This is a genomic window from Rhizobium sp. Leaf453, assembly GCF_001425605.1.
GTDB lineage: Bacteria > Pseudomonadota > Alphaproteobacteria > Rhizobiales > Rhizobiaceae > Pararhizobium.
Map to the genome: position 1 here is coordinate 546,216 of NZ_LMRG01000012.1, position 20,752 is coordinate 566,967.

The 20,752-nt window shown below is 60.2% G+C and carries 22 protein-coding genes and 1 pseudogene; 14 read left to right on the forward strand and 9 right to left on the reverse strand.

Annotation, left to right across the window (positions count from 1 at the left end; genetic code table 11):
• Nucleotides 1-28 precede the first annotated feature (28 nt).
• Nucleotides 29-904, reverse strand: a complete 876-nt coding sequence (locus ASG68_RS16085) for a calcium-binding protein (RefSeq protein ID WP_062582090.1) — start codon at nt 902-904, stop codon at nt 29-31.
• 178 nt (nt 905-1,082) lie between these two features.
• Here ASG68_RS16085 and ASG68_RS32465 point away from each other — a divergent pair.
• A pseudogene (locus tag ASG68_RS32465) lies at nt 1,083-1,256 on the forward strand (lysine 2,3-aminomutase); the annotation flags it as partial.
• A 240-nt stretch (nt 1,257-1,496) separates the two neighbouring features.
• Here ASG68_RS32465 and ASG68_RS16090 read toward each other — a convergent pair.
• The 4 genes from ASG68_RS16090 to ASG68_RS16105 all read right to left on the reverse strand — a co-directional run bounded on the left by ASG68_RS16090 (nt 1,497) and on the right by ASG68_RS16105 (nt 4,075).
• Nucleotides 1,497-2,162: an OmpA family protein gene (locus ASG68_RS16090; protein ID WP_062582092.1), complete on the reverse strand. Its 666-nt coding sequence runs from the start codon at nt 2,160-2,162 to the stop codon at nt 1,497-1,499.
• A 254-nt stretch (nt 2,163-2,416) separates the two neighbouring features.
• Nucleotides 2,417-2,794, reverse strand: a complete 378-nt coding sequence (locus ASG68_RS16095; protein ID WP_062582094.1) for a hypothetical protein — start codon at nt 2,792-2,794, stop codon at nt 2,417-2,419.
• Nucleotides 2,795-2,964: 170 nt separating this feature from the next.
• On the reverse strand, nt 2,965-3,492 hold the full coding sequence (locus tag ASG68_RS16100; RefSeq protein WP_062582096.1) for a GNAT family N-acetyltransferase: 528 nt from the start codon (nt 3,490-3,492) through the stop codon (nt 2,965-2,967).
• A 4-nt stretch (nt 3,493-3,496) separates the two neighbouring features.
• On the reverse strand, nt 3,497-4,075 hold the full coding sequence (locus ASG68_RS16105; protein WP_062582097.1) for a helix-turn-helix domain-containing protein: 579 nt from the start codon (nt 4,073-4,075) through the stop codon (nt 3,497-3,499).
• Between the two features lie 207 nt (nt 4,076-4,282).
• On the opposite strand from ASG68_RS16105, the gene ASG68_RS16110 reads away from it, so the two are divergent.
• The 6 genes from ASG68_RS16110 (at nt 4,283) to ASG68_RS16140 (ending at nt 10,650) form a co-directional block, all read left to right on the forward strand.
• Complete coding sequence (locus ASG68_RS16110) at nt 4,283-5,548, forward strand: MFS transporter (RefSeq protein WP_062582099.1); 1,266 nt, start codon at nt 4,283-4,285, stop codon at nt 5,546-5,548.
• Nucleotides 5,549-5,654: 106 nt separating this feature from the next.
• Nucleotides 5,655-7,142 (forward strand): MJ1477/TM1410 family putative glycoside hydrolase, encoded by a 1,488-nt coding sequence (locus ASG68_RS16115; protein ID WP_162243601.1) that lies wholly within the window; start codon nt 5,655-5,657, stop codon nt 7,140-7,142.
• 121 nt (nt 7,143-7,263) lie between these two features.
• Nucleotides 7,264-9,090 carry a translation elongation factor 4 gene (gene lepA, locus ASG68_RS16120; RefSeq protein WP_062582102.1) on the forward strand — a complete coding sequence of 609 codons (1,827 nt, stop codon included), beginning with the start codon at nt 7,264-7,266 and terminating at the stop codon, nt 9,088-9,090.
• Nucleotides 9,091-9,863: 773 nt separating this feature from the next.
• The gene (locus ASG68_RS16130) at nt 9,864-10,061 is read left to right on the forward strand and encodes a hypothetical protein (RefSeq protein WP_062582105.1); all 198 of its coding nucleotides are present in this window, start codon (nt 9,864-9,866) and stop codon (nt 10,059-10,061) included.
• A gap of 61 nt (nt 10,062-10,122) precedes the next feature.
• A complete protein-coding gene (locus ASG68_RS16135) occupies nt 10,123-10,347 on the forward strand; it encodes a DUF2188 domain-containing protein (protein ID WP_062582107.1) in 225 nt (74 codons plus the stop codon).
• A gap of 72 nt (nt 10,348-10,419) precedes the next feature.
• Entirely contained in the window at nt 10,420-10,650 is a 231-nt protein-coding gene (locus ASG68_RS16140; RefSeq protein WP_062582109.1) for a type II toxin-antitoxin system CcdA family antitoxin, read from the forward strand.
• A gap of 46 nt (nt 10,651-10,696) precedes the next feature.
• Here the strand turns inward: ASG68_RS16140 and ASG68_RS16145 are convergent, their stop codons facing one another.
• The 4 genes from ASG68_RS16145 to ASG68_RS16160 all read right to left on the reverse strand — a co-directional run bounded on the left by ASG68_RS16145 (nt 10,697) and on the right by ASG68_RS16160 (nt 13,558).
• A complete protein-coding gene (locus ASG68_RS16145) occupies nt 10,697-11,281 on the reverse strand; it encodes a LysE family translocator (protein WP_062582111.1) in 585 nt (194 codons plus the stop codon).
• Between the two features lie 85 nt (nt 11,282-11,366).
• Nucleotides 11,367-11,825 carry a GFA family protein gene (locus ASG68_RS16150; RefSeq protein WP_062582113.1) on the reverse strand — a complete coding sequence of 153 codons (459 nt, stop codon included), beginning with the start codon at nt 11,823-11,825 and terminating at the stop codon, nt 11,367-11,369.
• 104 nt (nt 11,826-11,929) lie between these two features.
• Complete coding sequence (locus tag ASG68_RS16155) at nt 11,930-12,673, reverse strand: pentapeptide repeat-containing protein (RefSeq protein ID WP_082554022.1); 744 nt, start codon at nt 12,671-12,673, stop codon at nt 11,930-11,932.
• Nucleotides 12,674-12,805: 132 nt separating this feature from the next.
• Nucleotides 12,806-13,558: a type 1 glutamine amidotransferase gene (locus ASG68_RS16160; protein WP_062582115.1), complete on the reverse strand. Its 753-nt coding sequence runs from the start codon at nt 13,556-13,558 to the stop codon at nt 12,806-12,808.
• A gap of 186 nt (nt 13,559-13,744) precedes the next feature.
• Between ASG68_RS16160 and rbfA the strand changes: the two genes are divergently transcribed.
• From rbfA to pnp, 7 genes are all read left to right on the forward strand, one after another.
• On the forward strand, nt 13,745-14,149 hold the full coding sequence (gene rbfA, locus ASG68_RS16165) for a 30S ribosome-binding factor RbfA (protein WP_062582117.1): 405 nt from the start codon (nt 13,745-13,747) through the stop codon (nt 14,147-14,149).
• Complete coding sequence (locus ASG68_RS16170; protein WP_062582119.1) at nt 14,149-14,604, forward strand: hypothetical protein; 456 nt, start codon at nt 14,149-14,151, stop codon at nt 14,602-14,604. The genes rbfA and ASG68_RS16170 overlap by 1 nt, the downstream gene beginning before the upstream one ends.
• Nucleotides 14,605-14,607: 3 nt before the next feature.
• Entirely contained in the window at nt 14,608-15,543 is a 936-nt protein-coding gene (gene truB, locus ASG68_RS16175) for a tRNA pseudouridine(55) synthase TruB (protein WP_062582120.1), read from the forward strand.
• Between the two features lie 153 nt (nt 15,544-15,696).
• Complete coding sequence (locus tag ASG68_RS16180) at nt 15,697-17,397, forward strand: sensor histidine kinase (RefSeq protein ID WP_062582417.1); 1,701 nt, start codon at nt 15,697-15,699, stop codon at nt 17,395-17,397.
• Between the two features lie 45 nt (nt 17,398-17,442).
• Nucleotides 17,443-17,772: an SH3 domain-containing protein gene (locus tag ASG68_RS16185; protein WP_156373909.1), complete on the forward strand. Its 330-nt coding sequence runs from the start codon at nt 17,443-17,445 to the stop codon at nt 17,770-17,772.
• Between the two features lie 167 nt (nt 17,773-17,939).
• Nucleotides 17,940-18,209: a 30S ribosomal protein S15 gene (gene rpsO, locus ASG68_RS16190; protein WP_062582123.1), complete on the forward strand. Its 270-nt coding sequence runs from the start codon at nt 17,940-17,942 to the stop codon at nt 18,207-18,209.
• 357 nt (nt 18,210-18,566) lie between these two features.
• Complete coding sequence (gene pnp, locus ASG68_RS16195; protein WP_062582125.1) at nt 18,567-20,699, forward strand: polyribonucleotide nucleotidyltransferase; 2,133 nt, start codon at nt 18,567-18,569, stop codon at nt 20,697-20,699.
• Nucleotides 20,700-20,752 lie beyond the last annotated feature (53 nt).

Here is a 20,752-nt window from a genome sequence, read left to right on the forward strand (position 1 = left end):
AGTTCGTTGACTGCAGATGAGCAGCACTTCAAAGTATGAAGTCGTCGCTTTTCAGGATCACGGCATGATCGAGATGGACAGCGAAATCGGCTTTCCTGTCACCGTTGGTATCCGCATAGATGTAGGTGTCTGACGCTCTCTTTTCGTAGCGCAGTTCGCCGCCTTTGCCGGAAAACGCCTTGGTGGCGATAAATGCGAAGGCCTGATCGCCAGTGATCTTTGTGTTGGCATCCATCGCGCTGAGATCGACGCGATCCCCCGGCGTGAAGTCGTAGATCGTGTCGCGGCCTTTCGCCAGTACGGTCGACTCGCTGGTGCCCATGTAGGCGAAGGTATCGACACCACTGCCGCCCCACAGCTTGTCTGCTCCCTGGCCACCATTGATCCGGTCGTTGCCGCTACCGCCATAGATGCGGTCGTTGCCTGCCATGCCGTAGACAGTGTCTTCTCCACCCCGTGTATCGATGACATCGTCGTAATTTGTGCCGATGACCATGTCGCGGCCGCCAAGCATCAGATCCTTGATCGCGTTGCTGTTGCCGGCAACGACAGCATTGTAGAAGTCCTTCGCGGAAACAATGCCACCTGGGTTGATATGGCCCGGCAGGTCGGAGAGGGTGAAGTCCGCTTTGAAGACTGGCTTTCCCTGATGCACGAACTGCATGTCGCGCAGGCCACCTCCAACGATTTCGACAATCTCTTTGCCTTGAGGGTCGGAGACAGTCTTTCCGTCAGCGGTGCGATAGGACAGATTCAAGCCCTTGAACGACACGCTGTCGCCTTTGCCATTCGATCCGGTAATGCCGTTCGGACCATAAACGTATGTGTAGGATTGAAGAAAACCGAAATCGAAAGTCGCGAAGTTCACGCCTTCGCCCGTATCAAAGCATTGAATATACGTCATGATTGCCTCAAACAATAAATAGAAAATAATCTTAATTCAACGTGTAGTATTGGGATGTCTTGCGCTTTCGCAAGCGCATCCCCCGTCAACCTGTTGTTAAGGTAAATATCGAAAAGCTGGGCTGCAGGCCGTCGGATTGATGGGGCAACATGCAGTGAAAGCGAGCTGGGCTTGAAGCGTTGCGTCCATTCGCAGCCGCGTCTCCGGCCTCTGCCAGCCGACATACATTCTCGACATCCCCGGTAGCCACGGCCAGGCCGTGATCAGCGTCTGGACCATTGATGGCAATGATGGCGGGTGTTTCACCGTCACGGATTTCAGAGGCGAGGGGCACGATTACGTGTCGCGGTGATCTGAATGGGGCTTCGCGGAAAGCTGATCGCTTGCGCGATGAGGGGGCGACGGCGCAAGCCGGCGCGAACGGCGCACTCTGAAGGTGGCCTTCGGCCCCCTCATCCGGCCTTCCAGGCTACCTTCTCCCCGCCGGGGAGAAGAGGAAGCAAGCCGATGGCACCACGTTTTAAGACAGTCGTACAATGAGGCGCAACCCGGCACGTTGCCGGATCACGCCGCACTATATTCAAACGTCCGATCAGCCTTCCTTGATCGGGGCGATCGAGATTTCCACGCGGCGGTTCTGGGCGCGGCCAGCCGGGCTGGCGTTCGAAGCGATCGGACGATCCGGGCCGTAGCCGACGGCCGACATGCGGCGCTGGTCGACGCCGCGCGAGCCGAGATAGTTGGCAACGGTGATGGCGCGACGCTGCGAAAGGTCCTGGTTGTGGCTTGCGCTGCCGGTCGAATCGGTATGGCCGTCGACGTCGATCAGCGTCTTGTTGAATTTGCGGAACACGGCTGCGACGGAATCAAGCGTAGCATAGGCATTCGGGTTCAACTGGTCCTGGTCGGTGCCGAAGGTGATGTTTTCCGGCATATTGAGAACAATGCGGTCGCCGACGCGGGTGACCGAGACGCCGGTGCTCTGCAACTGGGCGCGCAGTTCGGATTCCTGGCTGTCCATATAATTGCCGATCAGGCCGCCGCCGAGCGCGCCGATGCCGGCACCAACGAGCGCCGCATCACGCCGGCCTGCCGCACTGCCGCCAACCAGAAGACCGGTCGCAGCGCCAAGGCCCGCCCCGATCAGCGCGCCGCCGGCGGTGTTCGACATCTTCTGCTGGCCCGTATACGGGTCGGTCGTGGTGCAGCCGGAAAGGTAAACCGCGGCGATGGCCAGGACGGCGAGTTTCTTGATCATGGAATCAGAGGTCCCCAATGGTGTTGCTCCGTTTCATACTAATGATTGCGGCAGGAAGATGAAGAGGGCTTGTCCCGCTTGCCACGGTTTTGGCTGGATGGTCGGGGTTGTGGATATCTAATGACATGCATAGCTGGCGATGAAAATCTTGCGCCGGTGATCTCTCTGACTTTTCCCCCAGTCACTGCTGCCCAACAGAAAAAGCCGGCAGCGAAACCACCGGCTTTCCATCTTTCAGTACAGTGGGCGACTGCCTATTCCGTCAGGTCGATTTCCTCCGTGCTGCCGCCCTGGCAGGTGTAGCAGCAATCCGAGCAGGTGTCGGCATTGTCCGGGCCGGTGCCCCAGTAGGTCGACTTGTCGCCGGAAACCCAGGCGCCGTAGCAGATCTTCTCGCCTTCGTCGCAGGAGAGCGGGATCTGCTTGGTTTCGCCGTCATTGAGCAGATAGACCTGGTCGTTGCCGGGCCAGACATGATCGCGGTCCTGGCTGTAAAGCTCCAGTTCGACGGCATTCGGGTGGCTGTTGCGCATCTGGAAAGTAACATCCGCGGCTGAGACGGCGGAAATGGCGCCGAAAGCGAGCAGCACGGACAGCGCGGCCAGGCCCGCGCGGTGACGAATGGTTTTCATGGATTCCCCTCTGATAGCAGGCTTTTCAGCCGCATTTCAGCTAGCACGAACATTGGCAAGGCGAAACGATTGGAAAGTCCGGAAGGTATGAATTTTTGCGAGGAAAATCAGCCATTTCTGGTCACAAGGATAGGTGGAATTCTGCGAGCCTTTACGCGTTGCCGGCCGGATCAGCCGGCCGAGAGCGCCTTGTAGAAGAATGTCGAGCCGCAATAGCTGCCGTCGGGCATCAGCGCATATTGTGGAATGACCCCGACGCGTTGCCAGCCAAGTTTCTCGTAGATGAATTCAGCGGGGCTGCCGGTTGCGGTGTCGAGCACCAGGATATGGCGGCCATGCTTCCTCGCTTCAACGTCGGCGGCATCCATCAGGGCGCGGGAAAGCCCAAGACCGCGCGCCTTGCGGTGGACGAGCAGTTTCTTCAGGTCGGCCCGGTGCGGCTGGTTCGGCATCATGCCGATGCCCAACTGGACCGTGCCGACGATCTCGCCATCGCGCTCGGCGACGATGAGGACCGTGTTGCCATCCGCGACGGCTTGGGAAACGCCCTCCCAATAAGGCATTGCGTCCGCAGGCAGATATGGCGACATGAAGCCGACGGATGCGCCGCCCTCGACGCAGTCGGACAGAACCTCCGCAAGGGCCGGCAGGGCGGCGGCGATTTCAGAGGGAGAGAGGGTGCGGATGATTTCGGACATTGGATCAGACTTTGCTGCGGTGGAGGATGACGGCGTAGCGCGCCCGCTCGCCGTGGGGGTTGTGGAAGGAATGGGCATCGGCAAGCCGCATGAAGAGGCAATCGCCGGGCTCCAGAAGATGCGTGGTTGCGTCCGTCGTCATCGTCAGCCTGCCTTCGAGCAACCAGAGATGCTGTGTCTGCCCGTCATCGAACTGCTGCGGCCCGAACACGACCGTGGCGCCCGGCGGAAATTCCACCTCGACGATATCGACCGGTGATCCCATGCCATCGGGGGAGACGGAGCGGCGCAGATATCCGGTTCCCGGATCGCGCCAGATGCGCTGGTCTTCGCGGCGCAGCAGTGGTTGGCTTGCCTGTTCGTCCGGCGCGAAAAACCGCGATAGCGTCGTGCCGAGCGCGCTGCACAGCCGCGCCAGAAGCTGGGCCGTAGGACTCGCTTCGCCGCGCTCGATGCGGGAGATCATTGCCCGGCTCACGCTGGCGCGTTGCGCAAGGTCGTCGAGCGTCATCGCTTGAGTCGTTCGCAGCGCCTTCATGCGTTCACCAAGCGCCCTGTCGGAATTCTCTTGAACAATTTCCATGATATGAGAATTAAATGATCTTATAGTGGAGTCAATCGAAGAGTGGCATCCCTCCAAAAAATCTGTCACATGCCGCTTTGACGACACCATCTCGGCGGCAATATCTGTATGGTCCGGATCATCCGCATGGCGCGAGAAACCGCCCTGCGATCAATATGTTAGATAATGCTTGAACGGCAGAAACTGCTGGTTCGACTGTGAGGGCGGATGGCGTCGGTATCGGAGACAAGGGCAGAAGAGCCGAGGGCTTCCGTGCTGTCGATCGCCAGCATCGTCCTGTCCATGGCCTGTGTCGGGATCGGCAATGGCATCATGTTCGCCTACGTGCCGTACCTGCTGGCGAGCGGCGACAGCGCGTCCTGGTTTGCGGGAGCGGCCGTTACAGCGTTGGCTTTCGGCGGGCTTGCGGGCTGTGTTGTTGCCGGCCCGGTCATCCGCCGCGTCGGTCATGCGCGAGCGTTTTTGTGCTCCATGGCGCTGGTGCTTCTCTCGGCCTTCTTCATTGCGCTTGGCTTCAACCCCCTACTCTGGGTGTTCGCGCGCGGGCTCTATGGGGCCGCAGGCAATATCAATTTCATCATTTCGCTGAGTTGGCTCAACCATGCCAGCGCCAACAGCTGGCGCGGCAAGGCGATGTCGGTGTTCTACATGACCTATGTCATTGCGCTCGGTTTCGGCGCCTGGCTGTTCGGTCAGGTTCCTGCGGAGGGCAATCTGGCGCCACTCCTGACGATCTTCTTCACCACCATGGCGATCCTGCCGATCGGGTTGACGCGCCTGCCCAATCCGCCGCCGCCGGCCAAGGTCAGCGTCGATGTGCCGATGGTCTGGCGCAATTCGCCGGTCGCCTTTGTCGGTGTTCTCGCCGCCGGCGGGCTGTCCATGTCGGTGCAGGGTTTCACGCCGATCTATGCCGCTGCCAACCAGGTGAGCCAGGGTGACGTGGCGCTGTTGATGCTGGTGATGCAGTTCGGCCTGATCTTCATCCAGTATCCGATGGGCGCGCTGTCCGATCGCATCGACAGGCGCATCGTTCTCATTCTCGTCTGCCTGCTGATCTCGGCCGCGGCCGTCGTGTCGCTCGCCGTCTCCTTTGCCAATCTCATGCTGCTGATGCTGGTCTTTGCCGTGTTCGCAGGTGCTGTCGAGACCGTCTATTCGATCGCCAACGCCCATGCCAATGATCGCACGGCGCCGGCCGATTTCGTGCCGCTCGCCTCGACGCTTTTGATGTGCTGGTCGATCGCGGCGACGATCATTCCGCTGTCGATCACCCTCCTGACGCCGGTGTTCGGGCCGAAAACCTTCATCTACGCGGCGATGGGCACGGCACTCGCCTATGCCGCCTTTGTTGCGGTCCGGCTGAAATTCCGCGAGACGGTGCCGCCGCATCTGCGGGAAAATTTCGAGATGAAAAGCGCCCAGATGCCCAATGCCGGCGCTCTGGTCGAGGGCGTGAAGGACGCTCGATAGAGCGCATGATACGAAGGTTTCGTTGACCTTGTTTGGCTGTTGCGACTATCCAGACCCGGCGGAAATCACTTAATGCTCCGCTAAAACAGCAAGCGGGATGTGTGCCATGCTCAAGTTCAAGACGTCTACCGGCACCGTCTCGGTCGACAATTGGGGCTATCAGTTGCAAGGGTTGAACGGCAATCCTCAGGATGTCGGACTGCTTACCTCGGCCACGCATGACCTGCTCGTTATCGATTCCTCGCGCGACGGGACAAACAGCGGCCGCTTCACCGTGGACGAAGTCACGCGGATGAAGGATGGCATGGGCGGACGCTCCGTCGTCGTCTCCTATATTTCCATCGGCGAGGCCTCGGATTTCCGCGATTACTGGGACAAGGACTGGACGACGACCGGCAAGGCGACGGGCAAACTGACCAAGGATGCTCCCGATTGGCTCGGCCCGGTCAATCCCGACTGGCCGGAATCGCGCAAGGTCCGGTTCTGGGACGAGGACTGGCAGAACACCATGTTCAACGACAGGAAGACCGGCGACCTCGACGCCATCGTCAAGGCCGGCTTCGACGCGGCCTATCTCGACATTATCGATGCCTATTATTTCTGGGGCGCCGAGGTCGCGAAAGCTGACCGCAAGGCAGGCGATCCAGCGAACGCGAAGCAGGCCGCCCAGCGCATGGTCGATTTTGTCGTCGAACTGACGGAGCATGCGCGAAAAACCAATCCGGACTTCTTCGTCATCCCGCAGAACGGCGCCTGGATCCTCGACGATCTCGGCTCGGATGCGGCGCGCAAGAAGGCCTATCTCGATGTCATTGGCGGGATCGCGGTGGAAGATCTCTATTATCGCGGCGACAAGGACGAGAATAATCCGCTGAAGCCGGACGAGGAAACGATCGCCGTGCTCAAGCGCGATTTCCTCGACAAGGGAATCCCGGTCTTCGTGGTCGACTATATCAGCGGCAGCGCGCGGGTCGATGCGTTCAACAAGATGGTGCTGGCGGACGGCTTCATTCCCTTCGCAGCCCCCGAGCGCGATCTCGACAGGCTTGTCGGCACCTATGACGGTGATCCCGCCTATATCAAGCCTACCGCCGGGGCCGATACGCTGCGCGGCTCGAAGCTTGCCGATACGATCGATGGCCTCGCCGGAAACGACACGATCAACGGCCGCGAGGGTAACGATACCTTGAAGGGCGGTGACGGGAATGACCGCCTGTCCGGTAGTGCCGGCAACGACAAACTGTCCGGTGGTTTAGGCAAGGATGTGCTGACCGGTGGCGCCGGCAAAGATCATTTCGTCTTCGACACAAAGCCGTCTGCCGGCAATATCGATACCGTGACCGACTTCAGCGTGGTCAGCGACCGGCTGGATCTCGATCACGATGTCTTTTCGAAGCTCCCGATCGGCACGCTGAAACCGTCCGCCTTCGTCATCGGAACCAAAGCCGCCGACAGCAGCGACCGCATCATTTACGACGACAAGACCGGCAAGCTGTTCTACGACGCCGATGGCACCGGCAAGCTCGTGGCCGTCCAGTTCGCGACGCTCGATGCCCATCTGAAGCTGGTGGCGGATGATTTCCTGATCTTCTGAATGGCCGGAAAAATCCTCCCTTGAGCTCGGTTTTGTGACAGTAAACGGGCTCAAATGCTTTTGACGCGGGGCGATCGGTAAAATTCTTTGCAGTTTGGGAGGTTCCATTGTATGCGGGCGCATGAGCACAAATTCGACCCGCACACCCCTGTCGCATATCCGCAATTTCTCGATCGTGGCGCATATCGACCACGGTAAATCGACCCTTGCCGATCGCCTGATCCAGAGCACCGGCGGCCTCGCCGACCGTGAAATGTCGGAACAGGTTCTCGACAACATGGACATCGAGAAGGAGCGCGGCATCACCATCAAGGCGCAGACCGTGCGCCTGCACTACAAGGCGAATGACGGCGACACCTATGTCCTGAACCTGATCGACACGCCCGGCCATGTCGACTTCGCCTATGAAGTCTCGCGTTCGCTGTCGGCGTGCGAGGGCTCGTTGCTGGTAGTCGATGCATCGCAGGGCGTGGAAGCCCAGACGCTCGCCAATGTCTATCAGGCGATCGACAACAACCACGAACTCGTCACCGTCCTCAACAAGATCGACCTGCCGGCCGCCGAGCCCGACCGGATCCGCGAGCAGATCGAGGAAGTCATCGGCATCGATGCATCGCAGGCGGTACTGATCTCGGCCAAGACCGGTCTCGGCATTCCCGATGTGCTCGAAGCCATCGTTCACCAGCTTCCCGCGCCGAAGAGCGAGGGCGGCGAAACCGCGCCGTTGAAGGCGCTGCTGGTCGACAGCTGGTACGACACCTATCTCGGCGTCATCGTTCTCGTGCGCATTCTCGACGGTGTCCTGAAGAAGGGGCAGACCGTGCGCATGATGGGTACGGACGCGAAATACCAGGTCGAGCGCGTCGGCGTCATCACGCCGAAGATGGTCACCGTCGATGAACTCGGCCCCGGCGAGATCGGCTTCATCACAGCCTCGATCAAGGAAGTGGCCGACACCCGCGTCGGCGATACCATCACCGAGGACAAGCGTCCGACCGCCAACATGCTGCCGGGCTTCAAGCCGGCCCAGCCAGTGGTGTTCTGTGGCCTGTTCCCGGTCGATGCCGCCGATTTCGAGGACCTGCGCGCCGCCATGGGCAAGCTGCGCCTCAACGATGCCTCCTTCTCCTTCGAGATGGAAAGCTCGGCAGCACTCGGCTTCGGTTTCCGCTGCGGTTTCCTCGGCCTGCTGCATCTGGAAATCATCCAGGAGCGTCTCGAGCGCGAATTTGATCTCGACCTGATCGCAACAGCCCCGTCCGTCGTTTATCAGCTCTACATGACCGATGGCACGACGCGCGAGCTGCACAATCCGGCCGACATGCCCGATGTCGTCAAGATTTCGGAAATCCACGAGCCGTGGATCCGCGCCACGATCCTGACCCCGGACGATTATCTCGGCGGCATCCTGAAGCTTTGCCAGGACCGCCGTGGCGTCCAGGTCGAGCTGACCTATGTCGGCAGCCGCGCCATGCTGACCTACGACCTGCCGCTCAACGAAGTCGTCTTCGACTTCTACGACCGTCTGAAGTCGATCTCGAAGGGCTATGCCTCCTTCGATTACAGCATCACCGCGCATCAGGAAGGCCATCTGGTCAAGATGTCGATCCTCGTCAATGGCGAGCCGGTCGATGCCCTGTCGATGATGGTTCACCGCATGGCGGCGGAAAAGCGCGGCCGCGAAATGTGCGAAAAGCTCAAGGAGCTGATCCCGAAGCACATGTTCAAGATCCCGATCCAGGCCGCCATCGGCGGCAACGTGATCGCCCGCGAAACCATCTCTGCGCTCCGCAAGGATGTCACCGCCAAGTGCTACGGCGGCGACGCAAGCCGCAAGCGCAAGCTGCTCGACAAGCAGAAGGCCGGCAAGAAGCGCATGCGTCAGTTCGGCAAGGTGGAAATCCCGCAGGAAGCGTTTATTGCCGCGCTGAAGATGGGCGACGAGTGATCCTGTAGCTCAAACGGTTTTTGAAAGAGGGCCAATAGGCTCTCTTTTTTTGTCAAATTTCGGAACATTTGCAGATCAAATGATTAATCAAGTTGGTAAAGGAATCCTTGACGATTCGGATTCGTCCAATTATCTTGAGTGAAGAACAAGAATTAGCAGTGCTTTAGATGGTTAACCAGAATAGAACGAGGGAGACGGATCTTGTAGATCCGGCGTTGGCCTTGATCGCGAAATACGGAGATGAAGATCTAGGGTTGGAGATATCAATTCTCGCGCGAAAATTACGCGAACTGGTAAATCCAACCGCAGCAGATTTGTTGCCACTCAAGGGACGCAAAGATGATCGTCTAAGTCAGGTTATTCGTAACTTGGTCAGTCATCGGACGCTTGAGAAGAAGGGGCTCGCTACATACAGAACTGGAGAATCCCTCGTGAGAGGAAGTTATGTCTTAACGGAAATTGGGAAAGCTTCAGTCAAGAAATCTTGGGCCAATAAGCTCAAGTAAAATAGGAGAAAAATTGTGAGGTATAAAAGCAGAAGAGAGTTAGCCGACTGCGCCATTGAGCGCCGTCGTGGTCGGCTATAACAAAAAGGGCCACAAAACTATCGAGTACCAGTCGATAGATATTGTGACCCGTGGTGTCAGCGGACAAGCCCGAATCCGTTGGACGGATGTACTCGGAATGCCGATATCTGAACCATTTGCATATTCAGAGTCGCATGTCTGAGTCTCCGTTTCAAGAGGGCTTCTTGAAACGAAAGGATCGTTCTCATGAACGATAATGGACAGCCAAGCTATCAGCTCACTTTTGAAGACGCCGTCGAAATCTGGCTCCGGCACTGGAATGGTGAGTTCCAAAACCGGATTGCTGCCAACTTTGACGTCAATCCGGGCCGCGTGAATGACGTTCTGAAGGAACGCAAACACATCGGCAGTCGGATCGAAGCGCTTAAAAAGCGAGCCGCATAGCGGCAGGTGACCAGCGTCAACGATGACGCTGGTTTTCTCTCAACTCAATAGGAATTTTCAAATGACCAAACGTAATCAGCATGTGGTCCCGCATGAAAATGGTTGGGCAGTGAAAGGTGCCGGTTCGGAACGGGCGACAAAGGTCGTTTCCACGCAAACCGAAGCAATCGGCATTGCGCGCGGTATCGCCCGTAATCAGCAAAGCGAACTGCTGATCCATGGCGAAAACGGCCGCATTCGCGCCCGTGACTCTTACGGCACTGACCCGTTCCCGCCGAAGGGGTGAACAAGCTACCGTGGGGCCTTTGTTTCCAGAGATTGCGGGCGTATGGTTTGCTCGTAATCTCTGGAGATGCCCATGTCCCAGCCTGCCCGCGAATCTGTCAAACTTCGGCTGGACGATGAACTCCTCTCCTTGGCGGACGAATTGAAGATCAACCTGACGCTGGCGGCGGAGGAGGGGATCAGGCAGGCCGTCAAGGCAGAGCGTGAGCGCCTTTGGCGTATAGAGAATGCCGACGCGATCGCTGCCTGCAACGAATATGTCGAACAGAATGGCCTGCCCTTGGCGAAGTATCGTCAATTCTGAATGGCGGGTTAGCTTCCAAACTCTTACGTCCTCCAGAAATCCGCCCTCAAATCAACCCCAACGAACTCCCCGCCAGGCTTGCCGCAAACAGCAGCATAACGCTGGCGGCGATGCGGCTGAGGAGGGGTGGGAAACCGGCATCACGCTGGCGATAGAGGATGGCGGCCCCGGCGCTGAGCCAGATGCTGGCGGCTGAAACGACCAGGATGACGAAGAGGCCGAGCCAGGGCACGACGTTGGCAAGCGTGCCGTGCGGCACCAGAACCAAGCCGAAAATCAGGGCCTTGGGATTCAGCACCGTGGTGATGAAAACCTGGCGAAAGGTAACCAGCGAAGGGGAGGTTCCGGCTGTGGCCGGTGGCGTCGTCCAGAGCCGGATTGCGAGCAGCAGGACCCAGACGGCCGAGCAGAGCTTGATCGCCGATGCGGCCAGTGGATGGGCGGCGAGATAGGGACCGGCGAACGTGACAAGCGGCGTGATCGTCAGGAGATAACCGGAAGCTTCCGCCAGAATGAGCGGCAGGGACCGGCGGAAACCGGCCGATGCGCCGCCAACCGCAAGCAGTGTGTTCGTCGGGCCGGGTGTCAGCAGAAGCGCGAGCACGGCGGCAATGAAGGCGGGAATGGTCACTGTGTTCTCCGAAGGGTCGCGTCCACCCCTATGATCCGACGGCAATACCCGCCTTGATCCTGCTCAAACTCCGTCCGGTTCCGGCTTATCGCGCCGATTGCGCAGCAAATTCGTTGACCAGTCCTTCATAGGCTTCCATCGGCGGGAAGCTTTCGTAGGAATGCACGGCTGCGGTCGTCGCCCAGGGCAGTCTCTCGCTGGTGAAGGTCTCGATGAAGGGCGAGAACCAGCTGGCATCGTCCAGCATGGTGGGGCGCAGGTTGACGAACCAGTCCATGCCTTCGGGGCGGGTGAACATCCAGGTCAGGCAATGCGGGCAGAAATAATGCCGGGTGGCGCCGTGCAGGCCGCCGATCACCGGCTCTCCGGCCGTAACCTCGAAGCCCTCGGCAGGAATGGCGGCGCTCAGCGAATAGGCGCTGGAGGACATCTTCTGGCAGCCGGTGCAATGGCAGGCCATGGTCAGGATCGGTGGCGCGCTGACCTTCAGCCGCACCTGGCCGCAACGGCAGCCGCCTTCCATGGGTGTGTTCAAGACGCTCATGATTCGATCCTCCCGATTTTTCGGTCAAACCTAGCGAAGTCGCCACCGATATCCAATGCGGTGTTTCATCGCGCGGGCCGACCGAAAGAAGCGGCAGGATTGGTTCAATCAGAGGCGCAGGGCCAGGTGGTCGGCGTCTTCAGGCCTTCGGGCAGCTTGGTGCTCTCGTCGCCGCAGGTGAGATCGATCTGGGTCTGATGCAGGCCGGTGGCGGCGGAAAGATCGACGCCCTCGATATGGGTGAGGAACATGAAGGCCTCCTCGAAGTCGATCGGGCCTTCGAAGGTCACGCCGTTGAAATTGGCGCGGGAGAGGTTGGCGACGGAAAACTTGGCGCCGGTGAGGACCGCGCCCTTGAAATTGACCCGGCCGAGTTCTGCCTTGGAGAAATCCGCGCCTGACAGTTGGGCGCCGCTCATGTCCGTCCGCTGAAGCTCGGCGCCAACGAATGAGGCGCCATTGGCGATGATATTGGCAAAGCTCGAGCGATAGGCCTCGACATGGCCGAAATTCGCCTTTTCCGCCTTGGCGCCGGCGAGCCATGCCCTGACGAGGGTAGCCTTTTCCAAGTTCGCCGAGGCAAGGTTGGAGCCGCTGAGATCGGTCAGCGAAAAATCGGTGCCAGCGAGATTGGCGCCTTCGAGTTCGCTCGCCGACAGCATCAGGTTCTTCTTGCTGCATTCGCTCCAGTCGAGCGCAGGTTCAGGCGTGCTGCCGCAGGACGCTGCCATGACCGGCGAGGACAGGGTAAATGCGAAAGCCGAAAACAGGCCGAGCGCGAGAAACCGGGATGCTGCCCGGTGCCGTAGTGTCGGTTGGCCATTGCGCCTGTCAGAATGGATCGTCATCCGTTTGCTCCGCCTCCAGCTGGCCCGCCTCATTCCGGCAGGTTCCTCTTCGCGTTGTTCCTGTAACGCCCAGCTCTCTCGATACATAGGATGGTTGATGCCGGGCGCAAATGGCTCTGACACATTTATATGTCAGGCGCTTGCCCCGGCGATCGCGCGAGAGTCGCTTTCGACTGCTTTTTCGTTGCGGATCGTCCGGACCCAGGCGCGCGCCAGCGTCAGGCCGGTCGCATCGGACTTTTCGGCGTGTTTCGCTGCATGCTCCGGATAGCGCTCCAGCCAGTGCGGATCGATCCCGTTGATCTGGTCCTCGAAAATGCGCTTCCAGTTTTCGACCACCTGCGTGCCGGCCTCGAAATGAAACTGCATGCCATAGGCCGCGCGACCGACGCGAAATGCCTGGTTGGCGACAGCTGGATTCGCAGCGAGATGGACGGCACTGGGCGGCAGGGTGAAGCTGTCGGAATGCCATTCGAAGCTCGGGAACGCTTCGCCCGCTGCGCTCAACACGGGGTCGGCCCGGCCTTCTTCTGTCAGCTCGACGCCGTGCCAGCCGAATTCGCGGGTTTTGCCCAGAAGATTGTCTCCGCCATGCGCCCGGGCCAGAAGCTGGCTGCCGAGGCAGATACCGAGCACCGACTTGTCGGTCTGCGTGAAGGCGTGCATCAGTTTGGCAAGATGCGGTAGATAGGGATGGATATGGTCATCGACGGCACTCTGCTCGCCGCCGAGCACGACCAGCGCATCGTGGTCGCCGGCATCGGAAGGGAGTGCGTCGCCGCTGAACGGCCGGCGCAGGTCGATCTCCGCCCCGGCCTCCTCAAGCGCCACGCCAACCTGCCCGAGGTCGGAATGGAGCATGTTTTCCACCACCAGAACCCGCATATGCCCTCCGTCCGCTTTACCGATTCCCGGGAATTGATCATGCCAGCGGGGTGCTTTCAAGGGTTTTTCGGCACTTTAGGCGCTGCTTTGCCGCTCCAAAAGCCCGCAAGTCTTGACCTTTGGGCCTGAAAGTAGCATTGGACCGCCTTGGTCGCGTTCGATGAAACGCCAGACAGCGGAAAAACCATGAGCAAAGTGACATCCTCTGCCCCCTCGCAGCGTATGCTGAGGGTCGGCGAACAGGTACGTGCAGGCCTGACCCAGGTTCTGCAGCGCGGAGAAGTGCGCGACCCGGTGATCGAGAAGACGGTGATCTCGATTTCTGAAGTGCGCATGTCGACCGATCTCAGGGTCGCCACGGCCTTCGTGACACCGCTCGGCGTGGCGGATCATTCGGCGACGATCGAGGCATTGAACCGCAATGCCAAGTTCATTCGCGGCCGGCTCGGCCCGCATTTGCGCCAGCTGAAGTATATGCCGGAGATCCGTTTCAAGGATGATACCAGCTTCGACAATTACAAGAAGATCGACGAGTTGCTGCGGTCGCCCGAGGTCATGCGCGACCTGAAGGACGAAGACGGCGACACCTAATGGCCAAGCATATTTCCCTGGATGAAATGAACGGCTGGCCGTTCGAGCAGCGCCAGACCTTCTATCGCAACGGACTGGCGCGCTTCGACAATGCCGAGGCCGTGCGGCTGGTCGAGATGATGGTCGCGTCCGGCCTGCCGTTTCGTCGCGGCAAGGAGGTCGCCCATGGCGACCGCGAGATGAAGGCGCTCGAAGCCATCGTCTATTCGCCCTATAATGAAAAGCTGCTGCTTGAGGCCGCGGCCTCCGGCAAGCCGCCGCTCGGCGTCATCGAGCCCCTCATGGTCGAGGAGCTCGGTGAGGATTACCGCATCGACAATGGCGCGACGATTGCGGCCGGATATCTCATCGCCCGGCGGCTTTACGCGCTCGGGTTCGAGAAGGGCAACAGCCAGAAAATGCCGGATGGCAGCGTGGCGAAGACAGCCGCGACGTTTCGCAAAAAAAGAGCCTGAGACATGTCAAAACCCCGCAAGCCCAAGGGCCGTCCGATTTCCGGCTGGCTGATCCTCGACAAGCCGCTGGATTTCGGCTCGACGGAAGCCGTGTCGAAGATCAAGTGGCTGTTCAAGGCACAGAAGGCCGGGCATGCCGGCACGCTCGATCCGCTCGCCTCCGGCATGCTGCCGATCGCGCTGGGCGATGCGACCAAGACCGTGCCTTACGTGATGGACGGCCGCAAGATTTATGAATTCACCGTCGCCTGGGGCGAGGAGCGCTCGACCGACGACCTCGAAGGCGAAGTCGTGCAGTCCTCCGATATCCGCCCGACGGAAGAGGATATCCGCGCGCTCTTGCCAAGATATACCGGCGTGATCAGCCAGGTGCCGCCGCAGTTCTCGGCGATCAAGATCGATGGCAACCGCGCCTATGATCTGGCCCGCGAAGGCGAGACCGTCGAAATCCCGGCCCGCGAGGTCGAGGTCTTCCGACTGTCGCTGCTCGGCTGCACGCCCAACATGGCGCATTTCGAGATCGAGTGCGGCAAGGGAACCTATGTGCGCTCGCTCGCCCGCGATTTCGGCCGTGATCTCGGCTGTTTCGGTCATATCGCTTCGCTGCGCCGCAGCTTCGTGGCGCCTTTTGCGGAAGAGGCTATGGTGCCGCTCGCTGATCTCGTGGCACTGGAGAAGATCGAGAGCGATGAGGAGCGTCTGGAGGCGCTTGACGCTTTCCTGATCGATACCGGCGAGGCGCTGTCCAACCTGCCGCATATCGCGATCACCGACGACCAGGCGCACCGCCTGAAAATGGGCAATCCGATCATCCTGCGCGGCCGTGACGCGCCGGCTTCCGAGCCGGAAGCCTATGCGACCTCGCGTGGCAAGCTGATCGCCATCGGCGAGATCGGCGAAGGTGAGTTCCGTCCCAAGCGGGTCTTCGCCACCGGTTGAAATCCGGCCGGACTCCCATAGGTTCCTGCTCACGGCATCGGTTGCCTTACCGAAACCGCTGGCGCATGTTCGGGTCCATCATCGGGATTCGCGCCAATATCCGGGCTGCATTGTGTCCGGATGCCCGGGTCGGGGGTAATGGATGAGGGACGCTTGAGCGAAGGAATCGAGAAACACACCAGGTCGGTCACTCCCTGGAGATTGCGGCTGCGCGCCCGGTTGCGGCGCCCCCTGTCTTTCTATCTGACTGCCCTGCTGTCTGCTGCTATTGTACCCTCCTTCATCTTCTCGGTCATCATCCTGAAGCGTAGTACCGACGAGCAGGAACGTGTTGTCACATCCCTGCTCAAAGCATCGACAGGATCGGTGACTCGGGTCGTCGAGCGCGATATCGACGGCATGCTGACCACGCTAAAAGTGCTATCGACGGACAGCACGGTCGAAGCGTCGCGACTGGAGGCGTTCTACCAGCGGGCGTCCTCGGCGCTTGCCGGCACCGATTCCAACCTGCTCGTGATCGACCGCGCTCACAATCAACTCTTCAATACCCGTGTCCCCTTCGGAGCCCAGCTTGCGAAGGCCTCGGACCCGACATCGATCGAGGGAGCCTTCACGAAAGGCGAGCCTCTGATTTCGAACGTGTTCTTTGGAAAGACCGCGCAGAAATGGGTCTATAACGTCTATCTTCCCATCCTGACCCCGCAGGGCAACAACGATTACCTGCTGACGCTGACACAGGATGCCAGCAGCATGACCAAGGCCGTCAATCGGGATGTCCTGTCGCCGGGCTGGAATGCAGCGCTCATCGATGGGGCGGGTAATGTCATCGCCTCGTCCGTTGCGGACATGCCGGTGGGCAAGCCGTTTTTCATGAGCATCGTGCCGGCGCTGCGCGTCGGCATCGGCGAGGCGGTTCACGATGGCGTCGAATATCGGACCGTAACGGAATTCTCGCTGCTGACCGGCTGGAAGGTCATCGCCTGGGCCAAGAGTTCCGATGTCGATGCGCCGGCGCTGTGGTCTTATGTCTGGCTGTCGCTGGGTGGGCTGTTGTTTGCCGGCATAGCGATTGCCGGATCCGCCGCGATCGCACGCTTCCTTGCGCAAGGCGTCAAGCTGCTTGCAAAGGATGCGCATCTTCTGGGGCAAGGGCGGCCGATCGCGCCACGCAAGCACATCATCGCCGAGATCGAGACCGTTTCCACCGCATTGTCCGATGCTTCGCAGGCGCGCCGCAAGGCCGAAAACGAGATCCGCTTCCTGATGCGCGAGGTGGCACACCGTTCGAAAAACCAGCTGACCGTCATCCAGTCGATGCTCAACCAGTCGTTCGGGGCGGCCGAAAGCCGGGTGGATTTCGCCGAGACCTTCCGCAAGCGCATCGCCGGCCTCGCCCGATCCACCGATCTGATGATCGCCAACGCGGCCCAGGGCGTCGATTTTCACGAATTGGCGCAGAACCAGTTGCAGCCGTTCGTGCCCGACGATCCTGAGCGGGTGCGCCTGTCCGGCCCGCCCGTGCGCCTGGATGCGCAGGTTTCGCAGACACTCGGCATGGCGCTGCACGAACTGGCCACCAACGCGACAAAATATGGTGCGCTGGCAAACGGCCGGGGCGTCGTCGATCTTCGCTGGTCGATCTCCGAGGGCGCTTTTCTCATTGTCTGGAAGGAAACCGGCGCGGATATTGCCGCGGATGCGCCGGCGCCGCGAAAGGGGTTTGGCACGATGGTGCTGGAGCGTATGCTGGGGATGGCGCTGGACGCCAAGCTGGAGCGGATCATGCACCCCGACGGGATCGAATGGCGGGTGAGGATTTCGGAGGAGAAGCTGAATGCCAACCTTTCGGCCTAGCGACCCCGAAGCGACCAGCACGGGTCGTGACATGGAGGAATGCTGATGCGTTCACGCATAGGAATGCTGGCAACCGTCCTGTTGATGGCGGTCGCGGCAGGAGGGCAGGCCCAAGCCGCCGATTGCACCGTCGCTGATCCGACGGGCACGCCGCTCAATGTCCGCGCCGAACCCAAGGGGCGCATCCTGTCCGTGCTTGAAAACGGGATCGAGGTTCAGGTGACGGACGAGACCTGGATTGGCGGCAAGCGCTGGGTCCGGGTTTCCGCCGATGACAGCACGCGGGGCTGGGTCTTTGCGGACTACCTAGATTGTGTAACGATGGAAAATTTGCAGAAATCAGCGCCGATGCGCCCGCGTATGGCTCCGCAGTGACCGTTCGGAGCGGCTCAAGACGCCCTCTTTCCTTTTGATGATGGATGGTTTATAGGCAGCGCCAGCATCAGACCCCGCTCAGTGCGGACTTTTGCCTTCATGGCCGCAGCTAGACGACATCCCGGCTGCTGGCGACCCGAAATCCTAAACATTGAAAGGATGACACGATGTCGATCACTGCAGAGCGCAAGGCTGCGCTTATCAAGGAATACGCAACCGTCGAAGGCGACACCGGTTCTCCGGAAGTCCAGGTTGCGATCCTCACCGAGCGGATCAACAACCTGACCGAACACTTCAAGGGCCACAAGAAGGACAACCACTCGCGTCGTGGCCTTCTGGCAATGGTTTCCAGCCGCCGTTCGCTTCTTGACTATCTTAAGAAGAAAGAAGAAGCGCGCTACACCAAGCTGATCACTGCTCTCGGCATTCGCCGCTAAAGCCTTAACCCGGCGGGTTTCTCGATCGAGAACCCGCCGGCTTGTTATTTGCGGGTCACACCGCCCATGCGCTTCCGGATGAGCCAGTCAGGCTCCCGCAGGCGAATACTCTAGCAGACCGGATGGGCCGGCTCTGCAGAACCAACCGATGACCTGTCATGGGGCAGGATTGCAGGATGCTTCGGCGCTTGCGCGTTCCACGCACCGAAAGCACCCGGCTTTCAGGATGCGCAGCGACCGCCGGCCGATTATGGAAGCCTCCCGTTGTCTTGCCCGTGATGTGTCATATCCGCGGATAGATTGCCGCCCGCGCCACACTGGCTGCGGCGCGGCATCGCCGCACACGAAGGACAAAACATGTTCGATACCCACACAGTCGAAATTGAATGGGCAGGCCGCCCGCTCAAGCTCGAAACCGGCAAGATCGCCCGTCAGGCTGACGGCGCCGTTCTCGCGACCTACGGCGAAACCGTCGTTCTCGCCACCGTCGTTTCGGCCAAGGCTCCGAAGCCGGGCCAGGACTTCTTCCCGCTGACCGTCAACTACCAGGAAAAGACCTACGCCGCCGGCAAGATCCCGGGTGGCTATTTCAAGCGCGAAGGCCGTCCGTCGGAAAAGGAAACGCTGGTTTCCCGCCTGATCGACCGTCCGATCCGCCCGCTGTTCCCGGAAGGCTACAAGAACGACACGCAGGTCGTCGTCACCGTTGTCCAGCATGACCTCGAAAACGATCCGGACATCCTGTCGATGGTTGCCGCTTCGGCTGCGCTGACGATCTCCGGCGTTCCCTTCATGGGCCCGGTCGGTGCAGCGCGCGTCGGCTACATCAACGGCGAATACGTTCTCAACCCGCATCTCGACGAGATGGATGAGTCGGTTCTCGACCTCGTTGTCGCCGGCACCCAGGACGCCGTCCTGATGGTTGAATCGGAAGCCAAGGAACTCAACGAAGAAGTCATGCTCGGCGCCGTCATGTTCGGCCACAAGGGCTTCCAGCCGGTCATCGACGCGATCATCAAGCTCGCTGAAGTGGCTGCAAAGGAGCCGCGCGACTTCCAGCCGGAAGACCACTCGGAACTCGAAGCCGAAATGCTCGGCATCGCCGAAACCGAACTGCGCGCTGCCTACAAGATCACCCAGAAGGCTGACCGCTACGCCGCCGTCGACGCCGTCAAGGCCAAGGTGAAGGCACACTTCTTCCCGGAAGGCGCAGAGCCGAAGCACACTGCCGAAGTCATCGGCGCCGTCTTCAAGCACCTGCAGGCCAAGATCGTCCGCTGGAACATCCTCGACACCAAGAGCCGTATCGACGGCCGCGACCTCGAGACGGTCCGCAAGATCGTATCGGAAGTCGGCATCCTGCCGCGCACCCATGGTTCGGCGCTCTTCACCCGCGGCGAAACGCAGGCGATCGTCGTTGCCACGCTGGGCACCGGCGAAGACGAGCAGTATGTCGACAGCCTGACCGGCATGTACAAGGAACGCTTCCTGCTGCATTACAACTTCCCGCCCTACTCGGTCGGTGAAACCGGTCGTATGGGCTCCCCGGGCCGCCGCGAAATCGGTCATGGCAAGCTCGCCTGGCGCGCCATCCGTCCGATGCTGCCGTCGGCCGAACAGTTCCCCTACACGCTGCGCGTCGTCTCCGAGATCACCGAGTCGAACGGCTCGTCCTCGATGGCCACGGTTTGCGGCACCTCGCTCGCTCTGATGGACGCCGGCGTTCCGCTGGCAAAGCCGGTTGCCGGTATTGCCATGGGCCTGATCCTCGAAGGTGAACGCTTCGCCGTTCTGTCCGACATCCTCGGCGACGAAGACCACCTTGGCGACATGGACTTCAAGGTCGCCGGCACCGCCGACGGCATCACCTCGCTGCAGATGGACATCAAGATCGCCGGTATCACCGAAGAGATCATGAAGGTCGCTCTCAGCCAGGCACAGGGTGGCCGCAAGCACATCCTCGGCGAAATGGCCAATGCCATCACCGAAGGCCGCTCGCAGCTCGGCGAATTTGCTCCGCGCATCGAAGTCATGAACATTCCGGTCGACAAGATCCGTGAAGTCATCGGCTCGGGCGGCAAGGTCATCCGCGAAATCGTTGAAAAGACCGGCGCCAAGATCAACATCGAAGACGATGGCACGATCAAGATCGCGTCGTCCTCCGGCAAGGAAATCGAGGCGGCCCGCAAGTGGATCCACTCGATCGTTGCAGAGCCTGAAGTCGGCCAGATCTACGAAGGCACGGTCGTCAAGACCGCTGACTTCGGCGCTTTCGTCAACTTCTTCGGCCCGCGTGACGGTCTCGTCCACATCTCGCAGCTCGCTTCCGAGCGCGTTGCCAAGACCTCCGATGTCGTCAAGGAAGGCGACAAGGTCTGGGTCAAGCTGATGGGCTTCGATGAGCGCGGCAAGGTTCGCCTCTCCATGAAGGTTGTCGATCAGGCCACCGGCAAGGAACTCGCCAAGGGCGAAGGCGAAGCTGCTGAGTAAGCGCTCGGCCGTTTAACCGACTACGGGCGCGGAGCGGATCGTTCCGCGCCCTT

What these genes read in the sequence shown, in the direction of transcription:
- ASG68_RS16085 (WP_062582090.1), bottom strand. Translation starts at nt 904, where the DNA reads ATGACGTATATTCAATGCTTTGATACGGGCGAAGGCGTGAACTTCGCG.
- ASG68_RS16090 (WP_062582092.1), bottom strand. Translation starts at nt 2,162, where the DNA reads ATGATCAAGAAACTCGCCGTCCTGGCCATCGCCGCGGTTTACCTTTCC.
- ASG68_RS16095 (WP_062582094.1), bottom strand. Translation starts at nt 2,794, where the DNA reads ATGAAAACCATTCGTCACCGCGCGGGCCTGGCCGCGCTGTCCGTGCTG.
- ASG68_RS16100 (WP_062582096.1), bottom strand. Translation starts at nt 3,492, where the DNA reads ATGTCCGAAATCATCCGCACCCTCTCTCCCTCTGAAATCGCCGCCGCC.
- ASG68_RS16105 (WP_062582097.1), bottom strand. Translation starts at nt 4,075, where the DNA reads ATGGAAATTGTTCAAGAGAATTCCGACAGGGCGCTTGGTGAACGCATG.
- ASG68_RS16110 (WP_062582099.1), top strand. Translation starts at nt 4,283, where the DNA reads ATGGCGTCGGTATCGGAGACAAGGGCAGAAGAGCCGAGGGCTTCCGTG.
- ASG68_RS16115 (WP_162243601.1), top strand. Translation starts at nt 5,655, where the DNA reads ATGCTCAAGTTCAAGACGTCTACCGGCACCGTCTCGGTCGACAATTGG.
- lepA (WP_062582102.1), top strand. Translation starts at nt 7,264, where the DNA reads ATGAGCACAAATTCGACCCGCACACCCCTGTCGCATATCCGCAATTTC.
- ASG68_RS16130 (WP_062582105.1), top strand. Translation starts at nt 9,864, where the DNA reads ATGAACGATAATGGACAGCCAAGCTATCAGCTCACTTTTGAAGACGCC.
- ASG68_RS16135 (WP_062582107.1), top strand. Translation starts at nt 10,123, where the DNA reads ATGACCAAACGTAATCAGCATGTGGTCCCGCATGAAAATGGTTGGGCA.
- ASG68_RS16140 (WP_062582109.1), top strand. Translation starts at nt 10,420, where the DNA reads ATGTCCCAGCCTGCCCGCGAATCTGTCAAACTTCGGCTGGACGATGAA.
- ASG68_RS16150 (WP_062582113.1), bottom strand. Translation starts at nt 11,825, where the DNA reads ATGAGCGTCTTGAACACACCCATGGAAGGCGGCTGCCGTTGCGGCCAG.
- ASG68_RS16155 (WP_082554022.1), bottom strand. Translation starts at nt 12,673, where the DNA reads ATGACGATCCATTCTGACAGGCGCAATGGCCAACCGACACTACGGCAC.
- ASG68_RS16160 (WP_062582115.1), bottom strand. Translation starts at nt 13,558, where the DNA reads ATGCGGGTTCTGGTGGTGGAAAACATGCTCCATTCCGACCTCGGGCAG.
- rbfA (WP_062582117.1), top strand. Translation starts at nt 13,745, where the DNA reads ATGAGCAAAGTGACATCCTCTGCCCCCTCGCAGCGTATGCTGAGGGTC.
- ASG68_RS16170 (WP_062582119.1), top strand. Translation starts at nt 14,149, where the DNA reads ATGGCCAAGCATATTTCCCTGGATGAAATGAACGGCTGGCCGTTCGAG.
- truB (WP_062582120.1), top strand. Translation starts at nt 14,608, where the DNA reads ATGTCAAAACCCCGCAAGCCCAAGGGCCGTCCGATTTCCGGCTGGCTG.
- ASG68_RS16185 (WP_156373909.1), top strand. Translation starts at nt 17,443, where the DNA reads ATGCGTTCACGCATAGGAATGCTGGCAACCGTCCTGTTGATGGCGGTC.
- rpsO (WP_062582123.1), top strand. Translation starts at nt 17,940, where the DNA reads ATGTCGATCACTGCAGAGCGCAAGGCTGCGCTTATCAAGGAATACGCA.
- pnp (WP_062582125.1), top strand. Translation starts at nt 18,567, where the DNA reads ATGTTCGATACCCACACAGTCGAAATTGAATGGGCAGGCCGCCCGCTC.